This is a genomic window from Verrucomicrobiia bacterium, assembly GCA_035489575.1.
GTDB lineage: Bacteria > Patescibacteriota > Saccharimonadia > Saccharimonadales > JAGQNK01 > DATHJY01.
This window is the reverse complement of sequence record DATHJY010000013.1, coordinates 52,672-66,539: the sequence shown is the minus strand read 5'-3', so window position 1 is coordinate 66,539 and position 13,868 is coordinate 52,672. Positions and strand designations below refer to the sequence as shown.

General features: G+C 50.6%; 12 protein-coding genes. 1 reads left to right on the top strand and 11 read right to left on the bottom strand.

Annotated elements, in window-relative coordinates; genetic code table 11:
- Positions 1 to 48: 48 nt before the first annotated feature.
- Both VK694_06130 and VK694_06125 read right to left on the bottom strand, forming a co-directional pair.
- On the bottom strand, positions 49 to 735 hold the full coding sequence (locus VK694_06130; protein HTE58295.1) for a hypothetical protein: 687 nt from the start codon (positions 733 to 735) through the stop codon (positions 49 to 51).
- Between the two features lie 215 nt (positions 736 to 950).
- A complete protein-coding gene (locus VK694_06125) occupies positions 951 to 1,514 on the bottom strand; it encodes a hypothetical protein (GenBank protein HTE58294.1) in 564 nt (187 codons plus the stop codon).
- 232 nt (positions 1,515 to 1,746) lie between these two features.
- Between VK694_06125 and VK694_06120 the strand changes: the two genes are divergently transcribed.
- Positions 1,747 to 3,042, top strand: a complete 1,296-nt coding sequence (locus VK694_06120; protein ID HTE58293.1) for an MFS transporter — start codon at positions 1,747 to 1,749, stop codon at positions 3,040 to 3,042.
- Positions 3,043 to 3,093: 51 nt separating this feature from the next.
- Here the strand turns inward: VK694_06120 and VK694_06115 are convergent, their stop codons facing one another.
- The 9 genes from VK694_06115 to VK694_06075 form a co-directional block, all read right to left on the bottom strand.
- Complete coding sequence (locus VK694_06115) at positions 3,094 to 3,420, bottom strand: hypothetical protein (protein HTE58292.1); 327 nt, start codon at positions 3,418 to 3,420, stop codon at positions 3,094 to 3,096.
- Positions 3,421 to 3,487: 67 nt separating this feature from the next.
- Positions 3,488 to 3,985, bottom strand: a complete 498-nt coding sequence (locus tag VK694_06110) for a hypothetical protein (GenBank protein HTE58291.1) — start codon at positions 3,983 to 3,985, stop codon at positions 3,488 to 3,490.
- A gap of 1 nt (position 3,986) precedes the next feature.
- Positions 3,987 to 5,615: a hypothetical protein gene (locus tag VK694_06105; GenBank protein ID HTE58290.1), complete on the bottom strand. Its 1,629-nt coding sequence runs from the start codon at positions 5,613 to 5,615 to the stop codon at positions 3,987 to 3,989.
- On the bottom strand, positions 5,600 to 8,437 hold the full coding sequence (locus VK694_06100; GenBank protein ID HTE58289.1) for a hypothetical protein: 2,838 nt from the start codon (positions 8,435 to 8,437) through the stop codon (positions 5,600 to 5,602). Before VK694_06100 ends, VK694_06105 begins: the two co-directional genes overlap by 16 nt.
- Positions 8,438 to 8,443: 6 nt before the next feature.
- Positions 8,444 to 9,502, bottom strand: a complete 1,059-nt coding sequence (locus VK694_06095; protein HTE58288.1) for a polysaccharide pyruvyl transferase family protein — start codon at positions 9,500 to 9,502, stop codon at positions 8,444 to 8,446.
- Positions 9,502 to 10,323 carry a glycosyltransferase family A protein gene (locus VK694_06090; protein ID HTE58287.1) on the bottom strand — a complete coding sequence of 274 codons (822 nt, stop codon included), beginning with the start codon at positions 10,321 to 10,323 and terminating at the stop codon, positions 9,502 to 9,504. Before VK694_06090 ends, VK694_06095 begins: the two co-directional genes overlap by 1 nt.
- Entirely contained in the window at positions 10,320 to 11,417 is a 1,098-nt protein-coding gene (locus VK694_06085; protein HTE58286.1) for a glycosyltransferase family 4 protein, read from the bottom strand. Before VK694_06085 ends, VK694_06090 begins: the two co-directional genes overlap by 4 nt.
- Complete coding sequence (locus VK694_06080; protein ID HTE58285.1) at positions 11,311 to 12,390, bottom strand: glycosyltransferase family 2 protein; 1,080 nt, start codon at positions 12,388 to 12,390, stop codon at positions 11,311 to 11,313. Before VK694_06080 ends, VK694_06085 begins: the two co-directional genes overlap by 107 nt.
- Positions 12,387 to 13,670, bottom strand: a complete 1,284-nt coding sequence (locus tag VK694_06075) for an oligosaccharide flippase family protein (protein ID HTE58284.1) — start codon at positions 13,668 to 13,670, stop codon at positions 12,387 to 12,389. Before VK694_06075 ends, VK694_06080 begins: the two co-directional genes overlap by 4 nt.
- Positions 13,671 to 13,868 lie beyond the last annotated feature (198 nt).

The window sequence follows — 13,868 nt, the reverse complement described above, 5'->3', positions numbered from 1 at the left end:
TGGGTTCTTAAACTACCTGGCCCTTTCATCATACTGATGGGGTTGTTGCTATGGCTGTAATATTTTTTGCTTTTTGGTCGAAAGGGTGCGATAGATACGGTATGCTTGCAGCCCGATGAGGGCTGTCATGGTCAGTTCGAACATCTCTTCTATGGGGACCATGAGTAGCCGATAGGTCGTCTGGTGTCCGTATACATATGTCCCGGCAATTTCCCAGGTAATGGTCCCAGCGACCAAGATAAATACACGCACCAGCATGGGCGTAAAAACCGTCAGCTTTTGTTTGTGCTGCCGAATGAATAATAGAGTCGCTCCCAGCAGTCCTGCTGCTACTATCCCTGGTATGACCCAGGCGTGAAACAGCGGGCTGGTAGTCGAAATGTTTAGCAGCTTGCGGACTGGTTCGGCTAGCTGTTCGTGGATTATCAAGAACTCGTCCAAGGCAAAATATCCTAACAATCCGGCAAACATGATCCATCCCAGCTTCTGGGACTTGTAACGAGAGATCACGGCCAGCCGTATGCACCAATAACTGACAAGCAGAAATAAGCCGCTGCTGATGAGGGTTGGGAGGTTGCGCTCCCTATCTAGGTCAAATAGAGGGGTGAGCCGGGTGAGCGGTACGGACGAAGCATACAGGTCTAGGTATACGAACAGCCAGTGCATGAGTAACACAAGGCCGAGCATGGCGGTGAGCCATCGTCCATAGGCGTGCGAGACGCTCGGTTTGGACATTGAGCCTACCTCACCTCTCCGGTCTGTTAAGCGAAATGTGTTTTGGCGAGTGCCCTTTGTTAGATCTTCCGAGAAGGCATATCCGTTGGTATGTCACCGAGGAAATCTGGCAAAGGGTGCCGCCAAAACGTGTTAAGGCTGGACCGGAGAAGTGGGGTAGGCTCATCATATAAGGATAACCCGTATGTGGGCGCAGTCGCAACCAACACCCCTGATCAGTGTTCGTCTGCTCGACTGACGATGGCTAGTATGCCTGCCAGCACAAAGAAAAACGCTCCATAGAAGCCAATCGTGGCATACAATTGCAGCTTGTACCCTTCATTGAAGAAATCTATGAAATAGCGAATTGCTGCGTATGAATAGACGGTAATGCACAGCGAGGCCGTGGCCCATAACGCTGCTCGACTGGCCAGGGTTGCGATAACTGCCAATGGAATGGCAAACAGGGCTACCCCTAGGCTGGCCATGCCGCGCTCGACATAGACTAGGTAACCCGCAAAAACAATATCCATGGCCGCCAAGCAGTAGACGAGCGTCCTGAAGCCGGTGGTACCAACTTTCTGAGTGCGGGCGTAGTACCAGATCACTGTTGTGATGATTAGCATGGCAGCGACCGCGGTCCAGCGACGCATGATAGCGTCGGTCGGTATGAGATTGCCTGCATGGTAGGCGACAATGCTGGCCGCAAAGGCAAATATATAGGCAAAGTGCACCATGCACAGGTGGCGAATAGTTGTTTGTCGCTGGCCGTTCTTGGGAGTTTTTGTCATTGAATCCATTTCAGAACTCCCATTCAGCTTCAATCCATTCTGACGGCACCCTTTGCCAGTTTTCCTCGGCGATGTACCTACGGGTACATCTTCTCAGAAGAACTGACAAATGGCACTCGCCAGAAAGGCTTTCACTTAACAGACGGGGGTTCTGAAATGGGTTCATGTCTTGGTGCTCATTCAAGCATAGGGCTTACGCTTGTGTCAATGTACGGGAGGATAAGGCTGTTACAATGGGGCCATGACCGTATCGCATCAGCGTAAGTCGCACCAGTTAACCGTACAAAATACCTACTTGATACTGATGCTCTTGAATACGCTGGCAGCATCATTTATATGGGGCATTAATACGCTCTTTTTACTCGACGCCGGACTGTCTAACGCCCAGGCCTTTGCTGCTAACGCGTTCTTTACGGCCGGCCAAGTATTGTTTGAAATTCCAACAGGAGTGATCGCTGATACATGGGGCCGACGGGCGTCGTATCTGTTGGGGGTTATTACCCTGATGGGCTCGACCCTGCTGTATTTGTACATGTGGCAGATATCTGGCCCATTTTGGGGGTGGGCGGTATCTTCGATGCTGCTAGGCCTCGGGTTTACTTTTTTTTCTGGTGCCACCGAGGCATGGCTGGTAGATGCTCTGCATGCCACTGGATTCACGGGTCAGCTTGAATCGGTATTTGCCAAAGGACAGATTGTTGGGGGCGTGGCCATGCTGTCTGGTTCGGTTTTGGGCGGAGTGCTGGCCCAGCAGACCAATCTGGGGGTTCCGTATATAGTTCGGTCGGCAGTCTTGTTGCTTAGTTTTGCAGTGGCGTTTGTGCTTATGAAAGACTTGGGCTTTACCCCACGCAAAAGTACAAGCCATGTGCAGGAGATGAAGTTGATCCTACAAAAGTCTGTAAAATACGGCATCCGCAAACCGGAAGTAAGGTGGGTGATGTTGGCAGCGCCCTTTAGCGCTGGCGTAGGCTTTTTTGCTTTTTATGCTATGCAGCCATATTTGCTGGAATTGTATGGCAACAATGCCGCCTATGGAGTAGCTGGTCTGGCTGCAGCCATCGTGGCTGGGGCGCAAATTGTAGGTGGCCTGTCGGTTAAATATATTCGACGTATTTTCAAGCGTCGTACCTCTGCCTTACTGGCGAGCGTCGTGTGTAGTGCGGCAATCCTGTGTGCTATTGGTCTGGCTGCACAATTCTGGGTGGTCATTGTCCTGCTGGTGCTGTGGGGGCTTGTTTTTGCGGCCACCAGCCCGATCCGACAAGCCTACCTGAACGGCCTCATACCTTCCGAACAACGGGCCACGGTGTTGTCGTTTGACTCATTGATTGGTTCAGTCGGAGGTGTTGTCTTTCAGCCTGCACTTGGCAAATCTGCCGACCTTTGGAGCTATGGCACGTCCTACGTTGTGAGTGGAGGCATACAGATATTGGCTGCTCCCTTTATTATTGCTGCACGTCGCCTCAGTCCCGTGTCAGATGTAGTGCAGGAACAATCTGCCGAGTCAATTCCGACTGAAGTACTGAAAAAATAAAACCCCCCGCTGGTTGCGGGGGAGTTCTCTGGATAATCGCAGGCAATAATGCTAGCCAAATACGTAGTTCAAGATAACTTGAACGGTATTTCCGTCGCCATCTATATCGACGTTGATATCGGTATCGGTATTCACATTATTTTGGTTACCGTTACCATAGCCAACGTTTGGCTTGTTCTTGTTCTGAGCCCACTCTTTGACACATTGGCCATAGTTAGTGAATCCAGCCTTTTGACACTCGTCCTTGGTGGGTTTGTTGACTGCGGCACTTGCCATGCCTGCTGTTGCTACCACTGCTGCGCTAGCCACGGCTGCGAAACCCATGACCATACGCTTGGACAGCGACCCCTTCTTTGTTGTTGGTGTACTTATTCGCATCGGCCCTCCTTTTATTAGCGCTTAAGTAACCGAACCATTCTAACTACCATACACGAGCATTTCTGTATTATATTTCGCTCCGTACTTCTCTCCAGAGAGTAAGGGTGCCAACTGCCAGGAGTAAGAAGACATACAGTGCAAAAGTATTTGCCAGTGTTACGTCCGATCGTATGCTGGCAAAAATGACCAGCGCCAGCGCCATAACTGCCATAGTAAAAGTGATCCTGCTGGAAATACGCCAGCCAATAGCTGCAATGGCGTAAATCCCTATGGCCACCTGGCCGATCGCGGGCGACTGGGCCAAAAAGGCAAGGATAAATATACCAATACCTAACAGAAACTTGCCTATACCAACTACCATCCGTTTGAAGAATGACCGTTTCTTGGGTGTGGCAGGTGTGGTGGGCGCGGGTCGTACGGCTGCCACGGGTTTGGCTTGGGGCGCGGGGCGATGAGCTGCTGCTGGCGGTGTCATTGGTGTGGGGCGCGGCAGAGGCGTCGCCCTAGATCGTGACGGTAGAAATCCATCGACTGAGCGGGCTGGTCTGTGTGGTCTAGGGTCCATGCTAGTCCTTCCATGTTTCGTTACGATATAGCTTGAGGGATTGGTTTTCGTATATAAGTTTCAGATCTTTTTGGTGATCTAAGTAGTCATAGTCCGGGGCGTCGGACTCTTTGGCGAAAACCACGTACTTGATACGCAAGCCGGCCAATTGTGAACCAAAATCTTGGCGGGTACTTGCCTGCGGCAGTATATCGTAGCTCAGCCGGTCTTTCAGCGAATCTTGCGATGTGCGCGCTACTCCACCAAACTCTGGGTCGTTGCTGACTAGCACTGGCTTATCAAAAAATTCCTGGGCAGGGTTGGCAATGATTCGGCCGGCAAAGGTGAAATGCATATATAAATGCCAAGGCAAAAAGACTGTCTGGAACTTGTCCTTGTCCTGCGATAATTGTTGATTTATGGTAGCCCAATCTTCGGGATAGTGCCGCGGGCTTAGCTGCCCGCTGAATCCCCAGAACATAGTAGACGTCAGTGCGACAAGTAGTACGACGCAGCAGGCGATCACAGATGTACCAGCCAGTTCGGTGCGCTTTTGGTATTTGTGGGCAAGCGCTGCCATGCCCTGCCCGGCGCATAGAGCGTAGAACAACGCTATCAGCCCGACAAACTTATGCGGCTCGCGGTAACCGGGTAGCGAGGGTATGCCCAGTGCCAGCACCAGCGCTACGGCGGCACCTAGCCCGAAAAACAGCACCATAAAGCGGTTGCCAGAACGCCACAAGGTTCGACTGCCTATAAATATAAGTACCCACAGAGCGCACATTAGCAGCCCCCAGGCAGGCATGTGGTCTTGGGGCAGCAAGAACAGACCACGGTCCTCGGCCCAGAATCCTTGCAGCCGTATGATATTGCCCACTTTGCCAATCAGGTTGCCGCCTGCAGTGGCAAAAGCAGTAGTGTCGGTAGCGCCAAAGCTCTGAATGGTCTGGGCCGTTGTGCCTCGCCCCGCCAGCAGCGGTACCAGCCAGTAACTGCTGGCCAGCAGCATAACTCCGATACCTAAGGCTGTTGCCTTGTAATGTTGTTTTAGGCGTCCTGGCTGGCGCTGATATTGCTTGGTTACTAGAGCACCTCCTAGCACCAGCAACACAGCAATCAGGCCCAGTGTATGGATAGATACAATCCCGATCAGCGTCGCCCACCCCCCGAGCTTCAGGGCATTTCTGGTGGTGGGATTTCTAATGGTTCGAAGGAAAGCTTGGGCAAAAAATGGCAACAGCGCGTAACCCAGAAGTACTGAATATTGGCCAGCCATGAATCGAGAATATGTGTAGGGATTCACCGTATAGAGCAGCGCCGAAAAATATGCCGCAGAGGGTAGCGCGCGTGTTTTGAGGCTTTGGACCAAAGCATACATTCCATAGCTAGCCAGCAACAGAATGCTGAAAAACAAGAGCTTCTCGATGACATCACTGGGTAGTAGTTTGTTGGCCCCATGCAGCAGCAGTCGAAAAAGATAGCTGCTTGTAACAGTCTGTGGGGAAGGAATGGTGGGAGCAAACGCCAGATCCAGGGTCATGATATGCCCCCGCGGCAACAGTGGTAGCAGAATAGTGAGCGACAGCGTGCTAAAAAGTGCCAACACTCGAGTTTTGGGGTTGTGATAGAGCTTATTTAACGGTGACGCCATCGTTTGTCTCCTCCTCTTTTGATCCACTTCAGACCCACATATGCAAAGTAAATGACCACACCACCTGCTGTCAGGCCACTTGCCAGTAGGCCCGCGTAGAACCACCGCTGTGGGGCGAACTCGGCAACCAGCTGAATATCGTACGAGCCGTCTGCAAGTTTGGTGCAGCCTTTGGGCATGTTCTTGCAGAGCTCGGCTGGATTGATATACCACCCGTTCATGAAGCCGTTAAGTTTGAGGTGGTTATTCCCAGGAATGGTGCTGGGTTTGGGCGATAGGCTGGTGGTGGGTAGCCCTAGCTGCCACTTGGGGTTAAAACTGTCGCGCATGGCGAGGTAGAACGGAGTCTGAGCGCCCTTGACGGTGACAACCTTTTTGGATGGATTGACCGATGCAAAAGTTGTTTCTGCTGGGGCCTTCAGGGTAGTGGTGGGCATGGTCGCTACGTAGAATTTACCCTGTACGTCAGGTATCTCTATGAGGCTAAAGTCGTCGTAAAGTACCTTGCTGGTCACGCCCGATGTGCCAGGATAGGCGTGAGCGGTCAGCTGCAAATGGCGGGCGCCTGTAGGTACCTCGACCTCGCCTATGAAATATTCCCATGTGCCAGTGCCTGCCAGGCGGTCGGACTGACTGGCGTGCGATAGATCGTCGAAGCCAATGCCATACCCTGCTGCCGTTCCGCGCCCTGCAAGATACCGGAAAGATACCAGATATCGCGACGTCTGTTTGACGGTAACCATCGGTGGGCCGCTGCAGGCGATGTGGTTGCTGGCTTCCAGCTCTAGCGAATTCTGCCCAGTTACTTTTTGTTTGGTATTGAGCGCCATGCCAATACGTGGCTGGTCATCATAGGCGTAACAATCCCAGACGTTCTTTTGCCACAGTCCTTGTTCGAGTGAGGGGTTGGGGATGAGGTTTGGCCGCTTCGATACATTGTCCTGATAGGCAAACTCTAGCCCGTTTTTCATGGCACCGCTCAGCGTATAGTCTCCTGGGTTTACTTTTTTAAAGCCAGCAGCCGGCGTGGCCTGGAAGGTCATACGGCTGCCATCAACCATGTTGTAGAGCGGTCCTTGGGGCTGGACGAGTAAGTGGGTCTGGGTATTTTGCCCGGGGAAAACCTTTGCCAAAATCTTGTTGTCTTCGACATTTTCTGCGGTCAGGCCTTCAAATGGATCGTACAGGGTGGTGACTGGTTTGTCGTCGGCCTGGGTGACAAAGTCAAACTCTTTGCCCGTGAGTTGCTTTATAAAAGCGCCCTTGTCGCCTACGTTTCGCTGTTTGGGCAATGATACTACCTGATCGGTGCTGTAAATATACGGGCGAACATTTTTATTCTGGTATAACTCAAACTGGCCGTCAGCATAGACGCCAAACCTCTGAAAAGCTGGCTGTGATTGCATAGGCTGGACCAGTGCCTCTTTGCAGCCCAGAACGTAATCATAGGAGCCGGCGTTTATGGTGCCTACGTCGGCTGATTTGATGCGCTTCAGTTGTGTTTCTTTGGACAAGAAAATCTGATTCATCTCGGTCACCACGCCCAAATTCTCTTGCAGAAAAGCAAAGCACGCTGCGTCGCTGACAAACAAGACGTTTTTATGATGCAGGTCGACCGCTTGCAGCCCGCCTAAATATTGAAAGTTCTTGGGCGCAATCAGCTTGCGTTTGATATCCACACACAAGAAAATGCTCATAAGTGCCAGTGTGCTGGCAATACCCAGCATAGCCAGCAGACGGATCCGTTTGACCTGGGTTTGGGCCAGCAATATACACATGATTGTTGCCAGTATGAGTGGGATGTAGAGCTGCCATTTCAGGGGCGATCTAAAGGCCCAGCCGCCTGGCAGAGTGACTAACATTTTTATCAAAACGTTAAAGCCAAAGAACGTAGCCATGGACAGTAAAATGAGCAGTAAGAACAATCCAAACAACAGTACCAGCCGACTACGATGCAACTTGCCCAAGCGCTTCTCATTGTAGATATATAGGCCAAACAGTATGACATAAAACACAAACACGGCCCCAAAATAGACAGGCTCGTACGTGAAGTTATAGTAGCGGAAGTCTAGCAGTACATCGCGCGACAAAGACAAGGCAGTCAGTGGATTGCCAGCATTGGCAAAGTCAATAAGTCCGGTGTAATCTACGCTGCTGGTGGTAGTACTGATTTCTTCAGACAAAGCGGCCTTATTGATAGTGCCCACAGCTGCCACTGGCAGTAGAAAATACAAATTCAGAGCCACACCTAGTACCACAACGCCAATGGTTTTGAGCTTGTGTTGGCGCAGGAACTTTCCGTAGGGGCGCAGCATACTTATAAAGTATATTCCCGACACGCCCAGGTTTATGGTGAGGGTAAACGGATGCACTAGCGAGACATTCAGTAACAATATGTACAAGATAAAATAACGAAACTGTCTTTTTAGAAATGCCTGCCTGAGGACCACCAGGCAGAGTGGTAACATGGCTACGCCAACCAACAATCCGACTTTGGCAATGTAGCCCAAAAATATAGGATTCAGGGCAAAAAACGCGGCGCCCAGTACCCGGATGCGCCAATCTTTGATGTCCAAAAAGTGCAACGCAAAGAGGTAAAAGGATACAAAGATCAACAGCAGCGAAGAAAAGATATAGAAGTAACTGACACCAATGTTCCCTGTCAGCCCAAAGATCAGTATATTCAGAAGTCGGCTGGGCAGGCGCATGATACCATCCAGATTGGACGCGCCGGTCTGGTAGGACCATACGTAGAAGTGTTTCAGCCAATATGGTGCAAAAGTAAACGGAAACAAAAAGTCGCCCTGAGAGACAAATGCCACGGTGCCTTAAGCCCTCCCCTCGGCGTAGAATGCGTCAGCAAACAACTGGAGGTCACTGGGCACGAGGTTCTGTACATGGATACCTTGCGGAACGCCGAGTTGGTCGAATAGCTCAAACACTTTGTTGTCGTAGGCCACGGGCAGGAATGGAATGTCGTTTAAGCTAGCAGTTAGAATAGCGTGGAATTGCGGCGCCACCAGGCCGATGTCATGGCGACGTCTTTGCATGAACACAAAGAACGCCAGAGGATTCAGTGTTCCTGATAACACACGCACGTTAGGGTACATCTGCTGCCATGACTGGATGAGCCGACTACCTTCAGGATAGCTTTCGGCCGTTTGTAGTAAGGCGATGATAATTGATTTATCCGCATTGTTAGCCAGGAAGTTTCCGATCTGCTGATGATACTGGTCAGCGAGGCTGCCACGAAAGTGGCGCAGCGTTACCAGTAGTGACTTGCCGGTAACACCCAATTTTTGATCGATTGCTTGAGCCTCTGCCTCGTATGCGGAGAGGTCCAGATCTTTAGCTAACCACGCCAAGTCTTTGTCTTGCACCACATGCTTGGTGAGTTTGCCAAACTGCTGCAATGACTCAGCGTCGCGAGCAATAACAAGGTTTGCGGCTTTTCCCACCAGCCATGCTGCGAACCTTCCTGCTTTACTTGTTGAGCCGTAGTAGCCAACGCCTAGTAAGTAGACTTTTTTGAAAAGTATATACCGACTCAAAAATAGCAGCAGGCTGAGGCCTACGATGTTTGTGTTGACATCCATGCCCCACAATCCGCCGCCGCCAACTACGATACTACGGCTAGTGGTCAGCCCCCGCAAAAACTGGACAGGCTTATTCATGGCAATAACTTTGTGGCCAAAGTTATGATGATAGGCACCAAATTGCTCAGGATTTTGGAAAGCAACTTGGATCTGTTTGTAGTCTTTTGGCTTCAGCATGTTCTGAATGATTTCCAGCAGTAGCTCGTCTCCGTAGTTGCCCCCGCCATAGTAGCCTACGAGGATGGCGCGCTCTAAATCGGCATTTTCAAAAAAGTCTGTGGTGGCTGACATTAGTTTTCCTTTGAGGTGGTTAAAAAGGCGAATCCGCCTATGGCAAACTCGAGAGTCTTCATGGTCAACATGCCGAGGCCAAGCAACGGATGAGTAAACAGTTTGACGGGATGACGGAAGAACAAGGCATAGCGTTTAATGATGCCCGTCTGGCTCTTGGTGTTGTGGCTGGTCGACGTGCTCATATACTTTTTGAACTGACGGGCGTAGTACACTTTTTTGCTAAGAGTTCTGCCTAGGCGAAGGTGACCTTCGTTGTGGTGAATCAGCTGCGTAACGCGGCCAATAGTGCCAATCTCTGCCACACGTTGTGACAAGTCCCAATCTTCCCCGCTCAGCAAATTTTCGTCGTAGCCACTGACTTTCTCGAACGCTTCACGGCTGAAAAATCGAGCCGCTTCCATCCAGGGCACGCCCTGGTAAAAACTGCGCTCTAGTTGTTTGCACTTTGCCCAAAAGCCAATGCCATATGATTCTTCCGGAATGACAATACCGGCAGTATCTGGATCGTCTTCTGCTTGCTTGACGCAGGCAGCAATTACATCGCTTTCCAGCTTCATGTCAGAGTCGATCATCACCACATACTCACCTGCTGCCTTGCTGGCGCCATAGTTTCGTTGGGCGCAACGCTCTGGCCCGCGTACGAAAACTTTGGTAGCGTACCGCTCGGCAATCTCGATGGTGTCGTCTTCTGAATAGTTATCTACCACAATGATTTCTATGGGTTGGTATGATTGCTTGGCTAGTGATTGCAAACAAATGGCCAATGTTTGTGATGAGTTTTTTGTCGGCACAACAACCGACACTAACGGCTTTGTCATAGTGAAACGGCCTCCTTGAAGTCCCTATATGAATGCTCAAATGTGATCTGTCGGCTCCAATCATGAGCCTGTTTCTGAAAGCTTGTATAGGCGGTGGCGTCGCGCAGCAGGCTTACCAGCCCCTCGGCTAAGTATTCGGGAGCCTCGGGGGTTACCAGGCCTGTGCGGCCGTGCTGTACGCTGTCACGCAGGCCATCTACATCGTATACCACGGCTGGCGTGCCTTGGCTGGCAGCCTCGGTAACAATCAATCCCCACCCTTCCTTCACGGACGTGACGGTTATCACATGACTTTTCTGCATAAGCTCGCGCTTTTGCTGGTCATTGATTCTGCCCAGGTACCGAATGTCCTGAGCGTAAGGGCTGAACGTGATGCGCTTCAGGATCTTTTGCCCATAGGCGTCGTCACTGCTGCCGGCTATTTTGAGCTGCAAATTTGGTATGGATTTTTTGGCAATCTCGAACGCTTCTATTTGATGCATGGTGCGTTTCATGGAGCGTAAGCTGCCAAGCGACACCACAGTGGGTGCGTCAAATTTTTGAAGCGCGCCAATGTCTACTACTGGGTCCAGTTGGATGCCTTCTGAAATAACGGCCACATGGACGTTATCAAAACCGTGGCGCATCAGGTCTTGCTTGGTGCTATCAGAAACGGTGATGACTGGGTCGTTACCCAAAATCCGTAAATACACTGGCTCTAGCACGTATCCCAGCCAACTGAGCGGAAAGACCATTTGGTAAAACCAAATCTTGCGACACAACATATGGAAGAAAAGATACCGTGGTTTTTTAAGGTAAAAGCGGCTGAAGAACGGAATGGTATTGACCTCTTCTATGACTACGTCTGGCCAATCACTCAGGTGCGCGCGGATGTACCGAAATGCTTTCCAGTACACGCTATAGCGTCCGCCCATGCGGATTATGCGATAGCCATCCGCTTCTTCCCGGGCTGGTCTGCCAGCTACCGCACTGGTGATGAAAACCAGCTCATGTCCATCGGCGGCTAGGCGTTTGCCGAGCTCCGATGAGACCACCTCGGCGCCGCCTGCTGCGGGATGTTTCATGTCCTTCCAGGTCAGCCAAAGTATCTTCATGGGATTTTCCTTTCTCAAAAGGTTCGATGATAGGTGCGCGTGTTTCAGGGCGCTTGACGTATAGCGGACGATTGACCACCTCGGTATGCATATTTGCGAGGTACAACGACGTAAGCCCGAGGCAGCTCAGTACCACACCTGACAAAAATAGATTGATGACAGCCAAAATAGCCGAGCCGCTAAAGTCAAAACCAAAGGGATTCATCAGGACATATCGGTCCAAGAAAACAAACAGCCCCAACGGAATCGATACCAGCATGATCAGCATTCCAACGTATCCAGCAAAGCGAAGCGGAAATTTGCTGTGCCCTACCAGGCTATTGGTGCCAAGCTCTAACAGTTTGCGAAAGCTATATGTCGCCTGCCCGTTTTGGCGCTCCTGGGTATCGAAGTAAATGAAATTACGTTTGTAGCCAAGCCAGTCAAACAACCCACGGGTTATTCGGTTGCGCTCGGTAAATAAATTGAACGAGTCAATGACCTGGCGATCCACCAGGCGAAAATCGGTTGCATGCGGGATGAGGTCAGTGTCAGAAATTTTGTTGATGAAAAAGTAAAACATATTGGAGCAAGCGCGTTTGAACCACGATGCCTTGTAGTCCTTGCGAACGCCAATAACCAAGTCGGCGCCCTCCTCCCATTTCTCTATGAACTGGGGAATAAGTTCTGGTGGATGCTGCAAATCAGCATCGAGCATGATTGCCATCTCGCCCTCGGCGGCGTGTAAGCCGGCTGATAGAGCGATCTCTTTTCCAAAGTTTCTGGCCAGTTCTACCGGCTTAACGCGCGGATCTTTGTCTGCCAGGTCAATTAAATGGTCTACCGTTTGGTCTTTGCTGCCATCGTCTACAAAAAGTAATTCCAGATCGTACGGAATTTTTTTGAAGACCTTGGTAATCGCATGGTAGATAGGTCGGGCATTCTCGGCCTCGTTATACATCGGAATGATGATTGATATTAGTGCTTTCGTCACTTGTACCCCCTTTCAGTTAGTGACGACTTATTTTCGGTCCACATCAACCACAGGGCGAATGCCACGCCCACGGCCAGGGACCCGTACAATAAACTACTCACAACGGCCTCTAAACTCTGGTGATGCGCAAGCATCAAACCATAAGTTAGGACCACACCCAAAATGGCTACTATGCCGGCACCGTAGCGCCGCAGGGCCAAGCAGTAAGCCATCAGCAAATTCAACAGCGATATCACAAACACGGCAATACTGAGCCGTGGTAGCAGTGAGGCATAGACAGAGTAAGTGCTACCCATCAGAACACTCACAATAAATTCTGGCGCCATATAAAAAATTGCCAATGTGGCACCCCCAATGAGCGTTACAAGCCCAAAGGATCTTTTTAATACCTGCCTGTTCTTGGCTGGCGGTTGGCTTAACTTTATAGAGGGCATGAGTACTTGGGCTACAGAAGCGGTCAGAAAGAATATAATTCGGGCTGCAGTGGCTACCCCGGCATACAGGCCAGCGGTATGGGCGTCAAAATAGTGCTTTACCACCACGATATCGATGCTGTACATAATGGTAATCGCCAGCGAACCCAATAGTACAAGGCCTGCATACTTTAACTCTGGCCGAATAAGCTGCATGTCGGGTGGTCGCACGGATAGCCGAAAAGATTCATGAAACCCATGCCGTAGCGCAAAATAGCCAGTCACCGTAAACATCAGGGCTTGGGCCACTAATATCCCTGCCAGAGCGCCAGTAGTACCCAGGCCTACGGCTACCAATATAAAAGAAAAGATGAGCTTACTGCCTGCCCCGCTAATGCCTGCCCAGGCATTCAACCCAAACAACTTTTTACCCACCAGGTAGCCACTTCTGAAGGCATACGGAATAGTTACTACTATTGCCAACGCCAGGACGACAAACGGCCAGGACGACTGGAACTGAAAGTACTGCTGCAGCCAGGATCGACCCAAGGTGGCTGCTGCAAAAAAGACTATGCCTATCAGCAGCGATAGTTTTTCCAATTCGGTGATGACTCGGTTTCGCTGCTGGCTACTCTGGTAATTGGTGATGATGTTTATGGTCAGCATCCCTAGTACGGTCATAAATATGCCAATTTGCAGAAACAGTGACACCAAAGTCTGGACTTCGCCGAAGGCACTGGGTTGCAGCAAACGTCCCACAACGGGGTAGTACAGGTAGTTCAGGGCGCCAATAGTTAGCGAGCCAACGAAGTAGATAGCGTTGTGTCGTATGAACTCGCTCTTTTTGACATGCTGCAATAGACCCATGATTTCCCCTTAAGACCCTGATTTTAGCACTGAAATTTAGGACTCAATGTAAACTTTTTTACATCCATGAAACCACCACCGTGTTTAAGGAGGTGGTATGGGTTTACATACTTCCCCTTGCATTGAATAGACAATAGCGTATGTTATAGCCAGGGCGATACAAGTCACCCTGGCTATGCAGTCAGACCAGTCAGAGAA

Excerpts from the sequence above, each read along its gene's own strand:
- VK694_06105 (HTE58290.1), bottom strand. The coding sequence starts at position 5,615 with ATGGCGTCACCGTTAAATAAGCTCTATCACAACCCCAAAACTCGAGTG.
- VK694_06110 (HTE58291.1), bottom strand. The coding sequence starts at position 3,985 with ATGGACCCTAGACCACACAGACCAGCCCGCTCAGTCGATGGATTTCTA.
- VK694_06115 (HTE58292.1), bottom strand. The coding sequence starts at position 3,420 with ATGCGAATAAGTACACCAACAACAAAGAAGGGGTCGCTGTCCAAGCGT.
- VK694_06075 (HTE58284.1), bottom strand. The coding sequence starts at position 13,670 with ATGGGTCTATTGCAGCATGTCAAAAAGAGCGAGTTCATACGACACAAC.
- VK694_06120 (HTE58293.1), top strand. The coding sequence starts at position 1,747 with ATGACCGTATCGCATCAGCGTAAGTCGCACCAGTTAACCGTACAAAAT.
- VK694_06130 (HTE58295.1), bottom strand. The coding sequence starts at position 735 with ATGTCCAAACCGAGCGTCTCGCACGCCTATGGACGATGGCTCACCGCC.
- VK694_06090 (HTE58287.1), bottom strand. The coding sequence starts at position 10,323 with ATGACAAAGCCGTTAGTGTCGGTTGTTGTGCCGACAAAAAACTCATCA.
- VK694_06125 (HTE58294.1), bottom strand. The coding sequence starts at position 1,514 with ATGGATTCAATGACAAAAACTCCCAAGAACGGCCAGCGACAAACAACT.
- VK694_06095 (HTE58288.1), bottom strand. The coding sequence starts at position 9,502 with ATGTCAGCCACCACAGACTTTTTTGAAAATGCCGATTTAGAGCGCGCC.
- VK694_06085 (HTE58286.1), bottom strand. The coding sequence starts at position 11,417 with ATGAAGATACTTTGGCTGACCTGGAAGGACATGAAACATCCCGCAGCA.